The organism is Mycobacterium sp. NGS59 (assembly GCF_059812345.1).
Window position 1 is genome coordinate 1 of record NZ_JCALCN010000006.1, and the last position, 15,078, is coordinate 15,078.

The 15,078-nt window shown below is 66.2% G+C and carries 14 protein-coding genes and 1 pseudogene; 4 read left to right on the forward strand and 11 right to left on the reverse strand.

Annotated features, from left to right (window positions below; genetic code table 11):
* The 11 genes and pseudogenes from AC5Y46_RS09045 to AC5Y46_RS09095 form a co-directional block, all read right to left on the reverse strand.
* Positions 1–1,448 (reverse strand): PE family protein (locus AC5Y46_RS09045; RefSeq protein ID WP_499990790.1); only part of this gene is annotated, 1,448 nt, incomplete at its 3' end.
* 710 nt (positions 1,449–2,158) lie between these two features.
* Positions 2,159–2,320 (reverse strand): annotated as a pseudogene (locus AC5Y46_RS09050) (translation initiation factor IF-2 N-terminal domain-containing protein); the annotation flags it as partial.
* A gap of 71 nt (positions 2,321–2,391) precedes the next feature.
* A complete protein-coding gene (gene dnaB / locus AC5Y46_RS09055; protein WP_499942896.1) occupies positions 2,392–3,771 on the reverse strand; it encodes a replicative DNA helicase in 1,380 nt (459 codons plus the stop codon).
* A 518-nt stretch (positions 3,772–4,289) separates the two neighbouring features.
* Positions 4,290–4,748, reverse strand: coding sequence for a 50S ribosomal protein L9 (gene rplI / locus AC5Y46_RS09060; protein ID WP_499942898.1), 459 nt, complete (start codon positions 4,746–4,748; stop codon positions 4,290–4,292).
* A 31-nt stretch (positions 4,749–4,779) separates the two neighbouring features.
* On the reverse strand, positions 4,780–5,034 hold the full coding sequence (gene rpsR, locus AC5Y46_RS09065) for a 30S ribosomal protein S18 (protein WP_499942900.1): 255 nt from the start codon (positions 5,032–5,034) through the stop codon (positions 4,780–4,782).
* Positions 5,035–5,076: 42 nt separating this feature from the next.
* Positions 5,077–5,586: a single-stranded DNA-binding protein gene (locus tag AC5Y46_RS09070; RefSeq protein ID WP_499942901.1), complete on the reverse strand. Its 510-nt coding sequence runs from the start codon at positions 5,584–5,586 to the stop codon at positions 5,077–5,079.
* A gap of 61 nt (positions 5,587–5,647) precedes the next feature.
* Positions 5,648–5,938, reverse strand: coding sequence for a 30S ribosomal protein S6 (gene rpsF / locus AC5Y46_RS09075; protein WP_067415006.1), 291 nt, complete (start codon positions 5,936–5,938; stop codon positions 5,648–5,650).
* A 111-nt stretch (positions 5,939–6,049) separates the two neighbouring features.
* The gene (locus AC5Y46_RS09080) at positions 6,050–6,688 is read right to left on the reverse strand and encodes a DJ-1/PfpI family protein (RefSeq protein ID WP_499942902.1); all 639 of its coding nucleotides are present in this window, start codon (positions 6,686–6,688) and stop codon (positions 6,050–6,052) included.
* Positions 6,688–8,337, reverse strand: a complete 1,650-nt coding sequence (locus tag AC5Y46_RS09085; protein ID WP_499942904.1) for a glycosyltransferase family 87 protein — start codon at positions 8,335–8,337, stop codon at positions 6,688–6,690. Before AC5Y46_RS09085 ends, AC5Y46_RS09080 begins: the two co-directional genes overlap by 1 nt.
* 8 nt (positions 8,338–8,345) lie before the next feature.
* Positions 8,346–10,751, reverse strand: a complete 2,406-nt coding sequence (locus AC5Y46_RS09090) for a transglycosylase domain-containing protein (protein WP_499990923.1) — start codon at positions 10,749–10,751, stop codon at positions 8,346–8,348.
* 79 nt (positions 10,752–10,830) lie between these two features.
* Entirely contained in the window at positions 10,831–11,265 is a 435-nt protein-coding gene (locus AC5Y46_RS09095) for a DUF5318 family protein (RefSeq protein WP_499942905.1), read from the reverse strand.
* Between the two features lie 35 nt (positions 11,266–11,300).
* On the opposite strand from AC5Y46_RS09095, the gene AC5Y46_RS09100 reads away from it, so the two are divergent.
* The 4 genes from AC5Y46_RS09100 to AC5Y46_RS09115 all read left to right on the forward strand — a co-directional run bounded on the left by AC5Y46_RS09100 (position 11,301) and on the right by AC5Y46_RS09115 (position 15,075).
* Positions 11,301–12,233 carry a DUF1707 SHOCT-like domain-containing protein gene (locus AC5Y46_RS09100; RefSeq protein WP_499942907.1) on the forward strand — a complete coding sequence of 311 codons (933 nt, stop codon included), beginning with the start codon at positions 11,301–11,303 and terminating at the stop codon, positions 12,231–12,233.
* 125 nt (positions 12,234–12,358) lie between these two features.
* A complete protein-coding gene (locus AC5Y46_RS09105) occupies positions 12,359–12,901 on the forward strand; it encodes a PadR family transcriptional regulator (protein ID WP_499942908.1) in 543 nt (180 codons plus the stop codon).
* 64 nt (positions 12,902–12,965) lie between these two features.
* The gene (locus AC5Y46_RS09110; protein WP_499942910.1) at positions 12,966–14,060 is read left to right on the forward strand and encodes an inositol-3-phosphate synthase; all 1,095 of its coding nucleotides are present in this window, start codon (positions 12,966–12,968) and stop codon (positions 14,058–14,060) included.
* A 112-nt stretch (positions 14,061–14,172) separates the two neighbouring features.
* Positions 14,173–15,075 carry an Rv0045c family esterase gene (locus AC5Y46_RS09115; RefSeq protein ID WP_499942911.1) on the forward strand — a complete coding sequence of 301 codons (903 nt, stop codon included), beginning with the start codon at positions 14,173–14,175 and terminating at the stop codon, positions 15,073–15,075.
* The last annotated feature ends 3 nt before the right edge of the window (positions 15,076–15,078 follow it).

Sequence of the window (15,078 nt, forward strand, 5' to 3'; positions counted from 1 at the left end):
GGGTCGGTGCCCGCGTCATAGCCCGCACCGCCGCTTCCACCACTCCCGCCGATGCCACCGTTGCCGGAGTTACCGGCGCTGCCGGTATTACCGCCGCTGCCAGCCACTCCCGCGGTACCGGCGTTACCGCCCGCCCCGCCGTTGCCGCCGATGCCGCCCGTGGTCACCACCGCCGTACCTGCCGCGCCGGCGGCGCCGTTGCCGCCGCCACCCCCAGCACCAGAGTTGCCGCCGGCGCCCGCCGTGCCGCCGGTTCCGGAATTTCCGCCGGTTCCTCCGTTGCCGCCTTGACCACCCTGGCCGCCAGATGCGCCGGGCACCGCTAGCGGGTCGGTGCCCGCGTCATAGCCCGCACCGCCGCTTCCACCACTACCGCCGCTACCGCCGTTACCGGCGGCCCCGTGCGCCCCGTGCGCCCCGAAGAATCCGCCGCTCCCACCCGCACCGCCGGCGCCAGCGGCGCCGCCGCCCCCGCCATCACCACCAATGCCTCCGCTTACGGCGCCGCTGGCACCGCTACCTCCGACGCCCCCGCCCCCGCCGGTCCCGCCGCTACCGCCGACACCGCCGGCACCACCGTGGCTGAACAATCCGAAGCCACTACCGCCGGCTCCGCCAACCCCACCAAGGCCACCGGCGGTTCCGCTCCCGCCTGTCCCACCGGCGCTTGAGGCGATGTTGCCGGCCATACCAGCGCCGCCGGCTCCACCAGCGCCGCCCGCCCCGCCAGCCCACAACAGCGGCGCCCGCGAAGTGCCACCTGCGCCACCAATGCCTCCGGTTCCCGCAGCAATCAGAGGTCCCGCTGCGCCGCCGACACCGCCGGCCCCACCTGCCCCACCGAAGCCGCCCAACCATCCGCCTGAGCCACCTCGACCGCCGGCACCGCCAGTACCGCCGAGGGTTTCAGCTGATCCGCCGGCCCCGCCCGCTCCGCCGTTTCCGAACAGCCCGGCGTTGCCGCCGACCCCGCCGGTGGCTCCCGCTGCACCTGACCCACCGCGGCCGCCGCTGCCGAATAAGATGCCGCCGGCCCCGCCGGCCTGCCCGGTCCCTGCCGCGCCGTTGGTGCCGTCACCGATCAGCGGGCGCCCGAAAATCGCATAGGAAGGAGCGTTGACCAACGACAGGAAAGCCTGCTCCAACGACTGAAAGGGTGTGGCGTTGGCTGCCTCTGCGGCCGCATATAGCCATGCGTTCGATGTCAGCGTCCCCACGAACCGCTCGTGGAACAGCTTCGCTTGACCAGCGGCAGCCTGATAATCCTGAGCGTGGGCGCCAAACAACGCAGAGATGGCCGCCGACACCTCGTCCTGAGCCGCAGCCGCTATGTGAAGAGTTGATCTCGCCGCCGCTGCGTTGGCTGCGCCGATCGCCGACTCGACGCCAGCCAAATTCTGCGACGCTGCGACGACGGCGTCCGGGGTGAGGAATACGAAAGATGCCATTCAAGGCTCCCAACTCAGCTCAGCGTGCTAGCGCGAAACAGCTTCCGAAGCTGCGTCTTCGGGCCGAACTGTACGGCTCAAGAAGCTTGCTTGCAGTCGCATTGGCAGTTTTATTGCGGCGGAGAAAAGCCTTGTTGTGAGGCTCACCCGCTGCAAAGACCTCCACGGCACGATAGTGCTGTGGATCAGCCGCGGGCCAACTACTCGGGCAACCCTTTTCTCGATGAGCGAGTTCAGCTTCCGCAGGTGCACCGACTTCGCGATCCGAAGCAGAGGGCCGCCTCGTCCGGACGAATACCACAACCTGCTAGTTCGACAGCAATGTCTGGACGCTGACCATCGCTGAGCCGGATCCATTTGATTACTAAAGACTCATCGTCCCCAAGACCGTTCAGTTGTGCTTCAGCCCACCGCTTGCTGAGTCCTGCGGCCTTCTTCAATTCCGACACGAAGTATCCACTCGTCGGTGCGGCGAGATGTTCTGGCCGCTGGGGAACGACGACGTCGTCGAGTAGCGCCTGCAGGATCGGTGGATGCCATCGTGCAACCTTGTTCTGGCCCTTGGCCTTCGATTGCGTTCGAGCCTTCGCAAGTTCATCAGCGAATTCTGTGCCGTCTTCGGTAGTCGCGGGCTCCGCCGAGTGGCCATACATCTCCGGGCTGAGCTTCGCGTCCGCGTCTTGTCCTGTGCTGACGGTCCCAAACTACCGCCGAAGGGTGCGGACGACCGGTGCCTCTAACTGGCTAGCTGCCGACTTCACGAACTCGCCGCGCCGACACAACTCGGCGAGCAACTGCCGAGACGTCCAGCCCAGTTCGCGGGCTAGTTCGTGCACTCGGAGCTTTCGCCGAGGCGGCGGATTTAGTTTCACCGGCTAACCAACTTGTTAAACAACTAGGTGTCGTTTGTTAATTTCCGTTGCATCTCGACACCGTTCGCTTTCTACCTCGCCATATTCGAAAATCGCGACAGGTGCAATTGGTGAGCCACCGTCACCGTCTTGGTCGGGCCATTGCGATGTTTAGCGAGAATGAAATCCGCTTCTCCCCCGCGTGGGTCGTCACGTTCAAATGCGTCCGGACGATTTAGCAAAATAACCATATCCGCATCTTGTTCGAGCGAGCCTGACTCGCGAAGGTCAGACAGCATCGGCTTCTTATCGGTGCGCTGCTCGGGACCGCGATTGAGCTGACTTATTGCCACCACAGGAACTTCGAGCTCTTTGGCGAGAAGCTTAAGATGCCTTGAAAATTCGGACACTTCGATCTGCCTTGACTCGACCTTCTTGCCCGAGGTCATCAACTGCAGGTAGTCGACCACAACAAGTTTCAAGTTGGCTTTTTGCCGTAGTCGGCGCGCTTTGGCACGAATCTCCATCATGGTCAAATTCGGCGAGTCATCGATATACAGTGGCGCCTCGCTGATTTCGCTCATCCGCCGCGCCAATCGTGTCCAGTCGTCGTCGTTCATACGTCCCGAACGCATATCAGCGAGTTTGATTTTCGCTTCCGCCGACAGCAGTCGCATCACGATCTCGGACTTACTCATTTCTAGCGAGAAGATAACGCTGGCCATGCGGTGTTTGATCGAGCACGATCGCATGAAATCCAGACCCAATGTCGACTTCCCCACGCCCGGCCTCGCCGCCACGATGATCATCTGCCCCGGATGCAGCCCGTTGGTGACCTCGTCGAGCTCGGTGAATCCCGTCGGCACGCCGCGTGAGATGCCGCCGTTGGAGGCGATCGCATCGATCTCGTCCATCGTCGGCTGCAGCAGATCCTCGAGCGGCACAAAGTCTTCCGACGTCCGCCGGTCGGCCACCTCGTAGATCTCGGCCTGGGCGCGGTCGACGATCTCGGCGACGTCCGCACCGTCGGCACCGGCATAGCCGTACTGCACCACGCGGGTGCCGGCCTCCACCAGCCGGCGCAGCAGCGCCTTCTCGGCGACGATGGTCGCGTAGTAGCCCGCGTTGGCCGCCGTCGGCACCGTCGAGATCAGGGTGTGCAGATAGAGCGCACCGCCGATGCGGCGCAACAGCCCGCGCCGATCGAGCTCGGCGGCCACCGTCACCGCGTCGGCCGGTTCACCACGGCCGTACAGGTCCAAGATCGCGTCGTAGACGTTCTGGTGCGCCGGGCGGTAGAAATCGCCAGGCCGCAACCGCTCCAGGACGTCGGCTATCGCATCCTTGCTCAGCAGCATCCCGCCCAACACCGACTGCTCGGCCACGAGATCCTGCGGAGGTTGGCGTCCGTAATCCTCACTGGGCGTTGGAGAATCCATACCGGGATGCGGCAGGTCATCGACGACAGCCACGGGCCCTCACCCTCTCCGCTCAACTACCGAACACACATTCGAAAGCCGTACATCCAGAGCGTAAGTCACGGCACTGACACCCACCCCCGTCCCACCTCATGGCCTGCTTGGCCAAGGCGCCGGGATGAACGTAAACGTTGCTGGCGACCTGTCAAAGAGAGCTTGTTCATCAAGCTGTGCATCGTGTGTGCATATACGTCGACGCCGATGTTGAGCGGACTGTGGAGAACCTGTGGATCAATGTGGCTTATTGCGACATCACTGCTGCTAACCGCCATACAACGCTGACGAAATCGTGTGGACAACAATCTCATCGGCGTGTCGGGGCAGGTTATCGCGCCGGGCGTGTTGGTTTTCAGTCAGATTTTCGCTGAGTAAATGGCCGGTTACGCCCCCGGCCGGCGAATGGCTTCGGATTTGTTCGCCAGCGCGACAACCGACGAAGCCGCGCGGGGAATTTCGGGCGCAGCGCAAAACCCGGCATGGCCTCGCAGAGCCACGCCGGGCAGGCTACGGAATTAGCTGTCGGCGACGACGTCGACGGAGACCTCGACGTCGACCTCGGGGTGGAGGTGCACCACAACCGGGTGCGTACCGACGGACTTGATGTGCGCCTTGGGCAGCCGCACGATCCGCTTGTCGAGGTTAGGGCCGCCGGCTTTCTTGATGGCGGTCACGATGTCGCCGGCGGTGACCGAGCCGAACAGCTTGCCGCTGTCGCCGGCGGTCTTCACCGGCAACGCCACCGGGCCCAGGGCCTGGATGGCGGTCTTGAGTTCGTCGGCGTGCTCACGGTCGCGGACCGTTTTGGTCTCGCGCGCCCGACGGATGTCGTCGGCCTGTCGCTGCGCACCCCGCGAGGCGACGATTGCCAGGCCACGCGGCAGCAGGAAGTTGCGGCCGTACCCGTCCTTGACTTCGACTGTGTCGCCGACGCCACCGAGGTGGTCGACGTCAGCCGTGAGAATCAGCTTCATCGTTGGCGTTCTTTCGTTGCAGGCGCGGTGTCTACCGCGTCGAGGAGGTGAAGGGCAGCAACGCGACCTCGCGGGCGTTCTTCACCGCGATCGCGATGTCGCGCTGGTGCTGGACGCAGTTGCCGGTGACCCGCCGGGCCCGGATCTTGCCGCGCTCGCTGATGTAGGTCCGCAGCAGCGCGGTGTCCTTGTAGTCGATCGCTTGGTCCTTCTTGGCGCAGAACACGCACTTGCGTGCCTTGATCGGCTTTTCCGGAGCCGGGCGCCGTTTGGTGGACTTGGCCATGAGTGTTGTTCTTTCCGTTCTCGTGCTTCGAAGTTCTCTGGATCAGAAGGGTGGTTCGTCGTCGCCGCCGCCGAACGAACCCGAGGCCGGGGCGCTGCCCCACGGGTCGTCACCGGAGCCACCGGACTGGGCGGGCGCCGACTGCCGCGATCCGCCGCCACCGCCGCTGTAACCGCCGCCGCCGCTGCGGCTGGCCTTGTTGACCTTGGCGGTGGCGTACTTGAGCGAAGGCCCGATCTCGTCGACCTCGACCTCGACCACGGTGCGCTTCTCGCCCTCACGGGTCTCGAAGGACCGCTGCTTGAGCCGCCCGGTCACGATCACGCGCGACCCGCGGGTCAGGCTTTCGGCGACGTTCTCCGCGGCCTCGCGCCAGATGTTGCAGCGGAGGAACAGCGCTTCGCCGTCCTTCCACTCCCCGCTCTGCCGGTCGTAGATCCGCGGTGTCGACGCGACGGTGAAGTTGGCCACGGCAGCACCCGACGGCGTGAACCGCAGCTCGGGATCAGCGGTCAGGTTTCCGACGACGGTAATGGTGGTGTCACCAGCCATGATTTCCTCCTGAGTCCGCCCGGCAAGTAGTCATAGTGACTGTACGCAGCAGATCCGACAGTTAGTGCTTGTCGGTGCGCATCACCTTGGTGCGCAGCACCGACTCGTTCAGGCTCAACTGCCGGTCCAGCTCGGAGACCGTGGCGGGGGCGGCCTTCAGGTCGATGACGACGTAGATGCCTTCGGCGTGCTTGGCGATCTCGTACGCCAGCCGCCGCCGGCCCCAGATGTCGACCTTCTCGACCGTGCCGCCGTCTTTGCGGACGACGTTGAGAAACGTCTCCAGCGACGGGGCGACGGTGCGTTCGTCGAGCGTGGGGTCGAGGATGACCATGATTTCGTATGGACGCATAGGGACCTCATCACCTCCTCTGGTCTGCGCGGCCACGGACGTTCCGTGGCAGGAGGGTCGCCTGCGTCGGCAACCGCCCCAGGCTACCGGATCACCGGCTCGGCTGGAAATTCACTTCCGGGACCGCAGGAACTCCGCCACCCGGCCTCTGGTCCCCTCGTCGGCCTTGGCCAGCGAACCGGAGTCGAACGGCGGCTGCGGGTCGTACTCGATCAGCAGTTGCGCGGCCTGCGCGGCCTCCCGGTCCACCAGCAACTCCACCAACCGCAGCGCCATGTCGATCCCGCTGGACACCCCGGCTGCGGTGATGATGCGTTGGGGCAGGTGCTCGACGACCCGGTCGGGCACGTAGCTCGCCCCCAGCGCATTCAGTTCCTCGGCCGCGCGCCAATGCGTCGTCGCGGTCAATCCGTCCAGCAGGCCCGCACCGGCCAGCAGCAGCGCACCGGTGCACACCGAGGTGGTGAACTCGGTGCCTGGATGCACCGATTGCAGCCAGCCGCAGAGTGTTTCGTCGCCGACGAGTGTTCGGGTGCCGATGCCGCCGGGCACCACGACGACATCGGGGGCCTTCACTTCGTCGAAGGTTGCGTCGCAGGTGACGCCGAGCAAGCCGTTCTCGGTGCGGATCTCCCCGCGCGTGTGCCCGAGGAAGACCACCTCGATCGACGGGATGCGTTGCAGCACTTCATAGGGACCCACCGCATCCAGCGCCGTGAACCGGGGGAACACCGGAATGGCGACCTGCATCAGGCCTTCCCGACGGCCACGGCGAGTTCGGCGTCGTCTTCGCGTGCAACCGCCGGCCGATGAAAAGGCTTGGGGCACAACCAGTTCGGCAACCAGCTGGGCGCCGCATCAGGCGCCAAGTCGTATATCCCGCCCGCCGGGTCGTCGACTCTGCCCTGCCAGCGCACCAAATCCTCGTCGGGACGGTAGATCTGCCGAATGACCAGGACACACAGACCCAGCACCGCGATATCACGCAACAGCACGGTCGTGGTGAACCACTGCTCGGGCAGCGACCGACTCGGGTTGCCGTAGAGGTAATACATCCGCGGCACCCAGACCAGCGCATCGATGGTCATCCACGCCAACAGGATCCGGCGGTGCGGCAGCGCCAGCACCGCCAACGGAACCAGCCACAACGAGAACTGCGGACTCCACACCTTGTTGGTCAACAGAAACGCCGCCACCACCAGAAATGCCAGCTGCGCCAACCGCGGCCGCTGCGGCGCGGTGAACGCGATGTATGTGATTGCCGCGCAGCACGATAGGAACAACACGGTCACCACCGCGTTGAGCACCGTCGGCGGTTCCCAGAAGCCCAGCGACGAATCGAAGCCGCGCCAGCCCGTGAACGACTTCACGACGTTGTACAGCGAGTCCATGTCGTCGCCGCGACGGGTGTTGAGCCGGAAGAACTCCGACCAGCCGCGCGGAAACAGCACTGCCACCGGCAGATTCACCGCTACCCAGGTCACTACCGCGCCTGCGGCGGTGCGCGCTACCCCACCGAGACGTCCGGACCGGATTCCCAGCACCAGCAGCGGTCCCAGCAGTAGCAGCGGATACAGCTTGGCCGCCGCACCGAGGCCGATCAGCAGACCGGCCAGCCACGGTTTTCGGCGGGCCCACGCCAGCAGGCCGCCCATCGCGAAAGCCGTTGCGAGAGCGTCGAAATTGGTGAAGATCTGGAAGATCAACAACGGCGAAGCCGCCACCAGTGCCGCGTCCCAGACCCGGCGCCCCGCCAAGCCTGAGGTTGCCCAGACGGTGGCCAGCCAGGCCATCGCCAGCCCGACGGCCGCGAAGTTGAAGAACATCACCACCTCGGCGACCACCGGGACCAGACCCAGCTTGCTCACCGTGGTGTAGGTCTTGGCCAGCGCCATCGACAGGTACTGATACAGGCCGGTCAGCACCGGATATTCCATGTAGCGGACGGCGACCTGGCCGTCGTAGCGGATCTGGGGTGCGCCGTTGCCGTCGGTCTCGATCCAGCTGGACTTGTACGGAAACTTGCCCTGGCTCAATAACTCTGCCCCGTACAGCGGGACGGTGTCGGAATAACACAGCTCGTAGTAGGCGCGCTGGTTGTCCCAGTTCGCCACCCGCTGATCGCCGGTGCCGGTTCCGGTGCTTTGCAGGCAGGCCGCCTTCGTCGACCAACCCAACGCCAGGAACACCAGCGCGAAGACGATCATCACCCGCAGCGGAGTCATGAACCGGGTCCGTCCGATCAGCGCGTGCCTGCCTACCGGCCCCCCGACCACGCCCGCCAGCGCAGCGCCGAGAACGTCGTTGCGGCTGGGGCAATCACGACTGTCGGCGCTTCGCCGGTCGGCGGCCAGCGGTTGCGGCGATATGTCGGCGCGCTCGGTCCGTGCCCCGGTCACCGGGGGTGTCACGGCACCGGTTGGGGCACGTCAGCGGGTGGGCCTGGCGCGGGCAGGCCTGGCGCCGGCAGGCCCGGCGCGGGCGGCCCCGGTGGCGCCACGGTGATGGTCTGGGGTGGACCAACCGGAATGGTGATACCCGGCGCGACCTCGACCGTCGGTTGGATCACCGTCTGCGACGGCGGTGCCGGGGGCGGCGGCGGCGGGGCGGGCACGCCGGCGTAACCGCCGATCTCCGAAGGCTTGGGGAAGGTCTCGTTCTGGGTGCCCTTCAGGGCGCCGTCCATCGTCGACTTCCAGATGTCCGACGGCAGACCCGACCCGTAGACCGCGCCGCCCGAGGCAGTCACCAGCGGCTCGTCGCCCTTGACGGTGCCGACCCAGACGGCGGTGGACAGCGACGGGGTGTAACCGACCATCCAGGCGTCTTTGTTGGAGGTGGTGTCACCCAACTGGGTGGTTCCGGTCTTGGCCGCCGAGGCCCGCCCCCCGGCCAGGTTGTGGCCACGCGAATAGCCGGCGATCGGTTGCATGGCCGCGGTGACGTTGTCGGCCACCGCCTTGGGTATGCGCTGGTTGCCGCTGTCCTCGGCGGTGCCGGCGTCGAAGAGGACCTGCCCCTCGGCGTTCACCACCTTCTGCACGAAGTGCGGCCGGTGGTAGATACCCGAGGCGGCCAGAGTGGCGTACGCCGAGGCCATGTCGATGACCCGAGTTTGATACTGCCCCAACACGATTCCGTTGTTGGGTGGACCACCCTTGCCGTCCTCGGACAGTGTGTGCGCCACACCCGGGAAGCTGTCGGCGACGCCGGCCTGATGCGCCGCGTCGGCGACGGCCTGGGGCCCGCCCTTGAGCTTGAGCATCAGCCGGTAGTACGAGGTGTTCAGCGACATCTTCAGCGCCTCGGCCAGGTTGCAGGTCCCGCAACTCTCGCCTTCGACGTTGCCGATCTTGATGCCGTCGACGGTCAACGGCGAACTGTCCACCTGGTAGCCCAGACCGATGCCCTGCTCGAGTGCGGCGACCAAGGCGAACACCTTGAACGACGACCCGGTCTGCAGGCCCGCCTGGGCGAAATCGAAGCCCTGGGCGTTGGATCCGCCGTAGTAGGCCTTGACCGCCCCGCTGCGCGGATCGATCGACACCACCGCGGACCGCATGTCCGGGTCCTGGCCGTCGAGATACTTCGAGACCGCCTTCTCGGCGGCCTGCTGCGCCACCGGGTCGATCGTGGTCGTCACCTGCAGGCCTTGGGTGTTGAGGGTCTGTTCGTCGATGTTGAACAGCTCCATCAGTTCCCTGGTGACCTGCCGTTCGATGAGCCCGTTCGGTCCGGTGGTCTGGTTGGCCGCCCGTGCCTGTTCGGGTGGCACAGTCGGCGGGAACACCTGTTTCGCGCGGTCATCCGAGGACAGCGCGTTGGTCTCGACCATGCCGTCCAGCACCCAGTTCCAGCGCGCCAACGCGCCGTCGGGGTCCACGGCGGGGTCCAGGGTGGAGGGCCGCCGGATCAGCGCGGCCAGCAGCGCGCCCTCGGACACCGACAGCTGCTCGACCGGTTTGTCGAAGTAGGCCTTGGACGCCGCCGAGATTCCGTAGGCCCCCCGACCGAAATAGATGATGTTCAGATACGCCTGCAGCACATCGTCTTTCGACCACTCCCCCGCCATCTTGGTCGCGATGACCAGTTCCTTGGCCTTGCGCATCACGCCACTGAGCCCGTGTTGCGCCGAACCGACCAGAGCGTTCTTGACGTACTGCTGGGTGATCGTGGAACCACCCTGCAGGTCGCCGCCGAACAGGTTGTTCTTGGCCGCCCTGGCGAACCCGCTGAAGGAAAACCCGGGGTTGGAGTAGAAGCCGCGATCCTCGGCGGCGATCACCGCCTGGCGCACGTGCACCGGGACCTGGTTGAGGTTGACGTCCACCCGGTTGCCTTCGGGCGGAACGATTCTGGCGATCTCGGTACCGTCACTGGCCAGGATCGTGGAGACCTGGTTGGTGCGGATGTCGCCCGGCCGCGGCACGTCGACGATGAAGTAGGCCATCGTGAAGGTGACGATCGGCAGCAGGATCAGCACCGCCGCGCTCAGATACAGCGAGCGCTTCACCCAGCGCCAGTTGATCTGCTCGGTCCACGTCGGCTTCGACCGGTGCGCCCGCGCGCCCGAGGGCGCCGTCGGACCCGACGGCGGGGGTCCGCCGGCACGGCGCGGTCCGCCGCTCAGCTGGTCCCGCCGGGGCCGCGGCGACGGGGCGTCCAACGCCGCCTTGACCTGGTCGAGGTGGTCGCGTTCGGGCGGCGGACTGTCGAGGGCCGCCTTGACCTCGTCGACGGGATCGACGTGCCGGGACGGGCGCTCGCCGGGCACCGCCGGTATCACCGTGGTCAATCGGTCGTCGGGAGGCACCGGAGTGCTGGAATGCCGCCCGCTCTGCGCCGTCGACTCGTCCGGGGTGTCGCTGGACGACTGGTGATGGCGCCCTTCGCTATTCACTGGCCGTGCGGGCGCCGTTGCGCGCCGTCCGTGTGCCACCGGACTTTCGCGGCGGCTGCGCCGGGCGTGGCGCACCGAGCACGTACGACTTCACCAGGTGATTCCAGCTGCAGGTGCGGCACACCTCGACCACGTGCACAGCAAACTCGGAGAACCGCGTGGCCAGAAGTACCAACTCCTCGGCGGTGCGTGCCGAGCCGGAGACTGCACCCAGATGCTCGCCGAACACCCAGGACACCAGGGTGAGCTGCTCCTTTCGGCAGATCGGGCACATCACCTGGCTTTGTTTCCCGTGAAACTTCGCCGCACGCAGCAAATAAGGGTTGGCGTCGCAGACTTCGGACACCCCGGTGCGTCCCGAGTAGACCTCGGCCAGCAGTGAGCGCCGCCGAAGCGCGTATTCCACCACCTGTCGCTGCAATCGCACGCTGACCAGAGTACGTCGCGATCCCCCGCACCGATATGCAGCCAAGGCTGTTGCGGGTGCTGGTGATCGAGCGCGTCTCGACTTCTACGATCGTCCCCGTGGCGAAAGTCGGTCGAGCAGGGTCAACGACAACCCGAGCCAAGGACAGGGATCGACAACAGACGTGTCGGATCCTGGACAACGCCCTCAGTGACGGCGAGCTCTCCATGGAAGAGCACCGCGACCGGGTCAGCCTGGCGACCTCGGCGGTGACACTCGGGGACCTGCGCGACTTGGTGGTGGATCTGCAGGCCGCCGAGAGCGCTCCCGCCCCGCAGCCGCCGGCACCGAAGCGGCCCCGCGTGAAGCGCGACGGGTTGGGCCTGTCGCTGGCCGCGCTGGGGGTGTCGGTGCTGTTCGGCATCGCGATCGGTTGGGGTCTGTACGGCAACACCACCTCCCCGCTGGACTTCACCTCGGATCCGGGCGCCAAATCCGACGGCATCGGCGCGGTGGTACTGACGCCACCCCGGCAACTGCACTCCCTGGGCGGACTGACCGGCCTGCTGGAGCAGACCCGCAAGCGGTTCGGTGACACCAACGGCTATCGCTTCGTGATCTACCCCACCTACGCGTCGATCGACCGCGAGGACCCCACCGACGAGCGCCGCGTACTGGACTACACCTACCGCGGCGGCTGGGGTGACCCCACCAGTTCGGCCCGCAACAGCAGCACCGACACCGCACTGGTCGACCTGGGCAAATTCGACATCAAGGCCGTGGTGGGGGTGCTGCGTGGGGCGCCGGAAACCGTCGGTATCAAACCGCAAGACGTCAAGTCCATGTACCTGATCGTCGAGCCGGCGAAGGATCCCACCACACCGGGTGCGCTGGCGCTTTCCATCCACGTGTCCAGCGACTACGGCGGCGGCTCCATCCAGTTGGCCGCCGACGGCACCCCTAGGAAGGTCAGTTACGCCGGGGGCTGAGGCGCGTGTCGGCTGTGACCAACGGCGCACCAACACCCGGTGGTGTTGTCGCTAATATATCGGGACGATACGATGACGCGAGGCGTCAAATCGTTCTAATCAGCCATGCAAAAGGAGGTGACTCGATGCTGGAATTGGCCATTCTGGGCCTGCTGATCGAGTCCCCCATGCACGGCTACGAGCTGCGCAAGCGGCTGACCGGCCTACTCGGCGCCTTCCGCGCCTTCTCCTACGGCTCGCTGTACCCCGCGCTGCGGCGCATGCAGGCCGACGGGTTGATCGCCGAGAATGCGGCCCCGGCCGGGACGCCGGTGCGGCGCGCCCGTCGCGTCTATCAACTCACCGACAAGGGCCGCCAGCGTTTCGGCGAACTGGTCGCCGACACCGGGCCGCACAACTACACCGACGATGGCTTCGGGGTGCACCTGGCTTTTTTCAACCGCACTCCGGCCGAAGCGCGGATGCGCATTCTGGAGGGCCGCCGCCGTCAGGTCGAAGAGCGTCGGGAAGGTCTGCGCGAAGCAGTGGCGCGGGCCAGCAGCTCGTTCGATCGCTACACCCGTCAACTGCATCAGCTCGGGCTCGAGTCAAGTGAGCGTGAAGTCAAGTGGCTCAACGAGCTCATCGCCGCGGAACGGGCGGCGCCCAATCACGTCGAACAGACGTGATTCACCCGTTCGAATTTGGACAAACCGGTTGGACATCAGAGTTACGAGGTTAGGAGAACGCCAGATGAGTGAGCAGAACGCGCCGCAGGCGTCCGAGGTACGAGTCGCCATTGTCGGCGTCGGCAACTGCGCGTCCTCGCTGGTGCAGGGCGTTGAGTATTACTACAACGCCGACGACACATCCACGGTCCCCGGCTTGATGCACGTACGGTTCGGTCCGTACCACGTCCGCGACGTCAAGTTCGTGGCCGCGTTCGACGTCGACGCGAAGAAGGTCGGCTTCGACCTGTCCGACGCGATCTTCGCCTCGGAGAACAACACCATCAAGATCGCCGACGTCGCCCCCACCAATGTGCTGGTGCAGCGCGGACCGACGCTGGACGGCATCGGCAAGTACTACGCCGACACCATCGAGCTGTCCGATTCCGAGCCGGTGGACGTCGTCCAGGTGCTCAAGGACGCCGAGGTCGACGTGCTGGTCTCCTACCTGCCGGTGGGTTCGGAAGAGGCCGACAAGTTCTACGCGCAGTGCGCGATCGACGCCGGTGTCGCGTTCGTCAACGCGCTGCCGGTGTTCATCGCCTCGGACCCGGTGTGGGCCAAGAAGTTCGCCGACGCCGGCGTGCCGATCGTCGGAGACGACATCAAGAGCCAGGTCGGTGCCACCATCACCCACCGCGTGATGGCCAAGCTGTTCGAGGACCGCGGCGTGCAACTGGACCGCACCATGCAGCTCAACGTCGGCGGCAACATGGACTTCCTGAACATGCTGGAGCGCGAGCGCCTGGAGTCCAAGAAGATCTCCAAGACCCAGGCGGTGACCTCCAACGTCCAGCGTGAGTTCAACTCCAAGGACGTCCACATCGGGCCGTCCGACCACGTCGGCTGGCTGGACGATCGCAAGTGGGCCTACGTGCGCCTGGAAGGCCGCGCCTTCGGCGACGTGCCGCTGAACCTGGAGTACAAGCTCGAGGTGTGGGACTCGCCGAACTCGGCCGGCGTCATCATCGACGCGGTGCGTGCGGCGAAGATCGCCAAGGACCGCGGCATCGGCGGCCCGGTGATCCCGGCGTCGGCGTACCTGATGAAGAGCCCGCCCGAGCAGCTGCCCGACGACGTCGCGCGCGCGCAGCTCGAAGAGTTCATCATCGAGGGCTGAGCCTTTACGCGGTGCGCGGTGCGCGGTGCGTCGAGCGTCACGCTAGCGTGACATCCGGCGCCGAGCGTCACGCTAGCGTGACTTGCCGGGCTCGCCTCGTAAAGTGCGAGGCGTGACCGACACCGCTGACGACGACCTGGCTGGGCTCTCCGAGTTCGACCTGCTGCCCGAGAACGCCGAACAAGCCGGCGTCACCGGTCCCCTCCCCCACGTCGAACGGGTGGACGCCGGCCAGATCAGCGCGCTGCGCTGGGGCGGCTCGGACCCGCGGGTGATCTTCCTGCACGGCGGCGGGCAGAACGCGCACACCTGGGACACGGTGATTGTCGGCCTCGGCGAACCCGCGCTGGCGGTGGACCTTCCCGGCCACGGGCATTCCGCGTGGCGGGAGGACGGCGACTACTCGCCGCAGAACAACGCCGACACCCTGGCGCCCGTGCTGCGCGAGCTGGCCCCGGGCGCGCAATTCGTGGTGGGTATGTCGCTGGGCGGGCTGACCGGCATCCGGCTCGGCGCGCTGGCGCCGGAGCTGGTCGACGAACTCGTGCTGATCGACGTCACCCCGTCGGCACTGGCGCGGCACTCGGAGATGACCAAGGAGCAGCGCGGCACCGTGGAGTTGATGGCCGGCGAACGGGAGTTTCCCAGCTTCCAGGCCATGCTCGATCTCACCGTCGCCGCGGCTCCGCACCGCGAAGTGAAGGCGTTGCGGCGCGGGGTGTTTCACAACTCCCGCCGGCTGGACAACGGCAACTGGACGTGGCGTTACGACAGCATCCGGAAATTCCCCGAGTTCGGCGCCCTGTGGGACGACGTCGACGAATTGACCGCCCCGGTCACTCTGGTGCGGGGTGGCACGTCGGGTTTCGTCAACGACGACGATGTCGCCGAACTACAAAGGCGCGCAAAGCATTTCCGCGCGGCACACGTCGTGCAGAACTCGGGCCACTCGGTGCAGAGCGACCAACCGCGCGCGCTGATCGACCTCGTCCGCACAGTCGTCGACGCTCGCTGAGGC

Bases quoted from the DNA above. Each gene is read 5' to 3' on its own strand.
- AC5Y46_RS09105 (WP_499942908.1), top strand. From the start codon at position 12,359: ATGCTGGAATTGGCCATTCTGGGCCTGCTGATCGAGTCCCCCATGCAC.
- rplI (WP_499942898.1), bottom strand. From the start codon at position 4,748: ATGAAGCTGATTCTCACGGCTGACGTCGACCACCTCGGTGGCGTCGGC.
- AC5Y46_RS09100 (WP_499942907.1), top strand. From the start codon at position 11,301: ATGCAGCCAAGGCTGTTGCGGGTGCTGGTGATCGAGCGCGTCTCGACT.
- AC5Y46_RS09080 (WP_499942902.1), bottom strand. From the start codon at position 6,688: ATGCAGGTCGCCATTCCGGTGTTCCCCCGGTTCACGGCGCTGGATGCG.
- rpsF (WP_067415006.1), bottom strand. From the start codon at position 5,938: ATGCGTCCATACGAAATCATGGTCATCCTCGACCCCACGCTCGACGAA.
- rpsR (WP_499942900.1), bottom strand. From the start codon at position 5,034: ATGGCCAAGTCCACCAAACGGCGCCCGGCTCCGGAAAAGCCGATCAAG.
- AC5Y46_RS09070 (WP_499942901.1), bottom strand. From the start codon at position 5,586: ATGGCTGGTGACACCACCATTACCGTCGTCGGAAACCTGACCGCTGAT.
- AC5Y46_RS09110 (WP_499942910.1), top strand. From the start codon at position 12,966: ATGAGTGAGCAGAACGCGCCGCAGGCGTCCGAGGTACGAGTCGCCATT.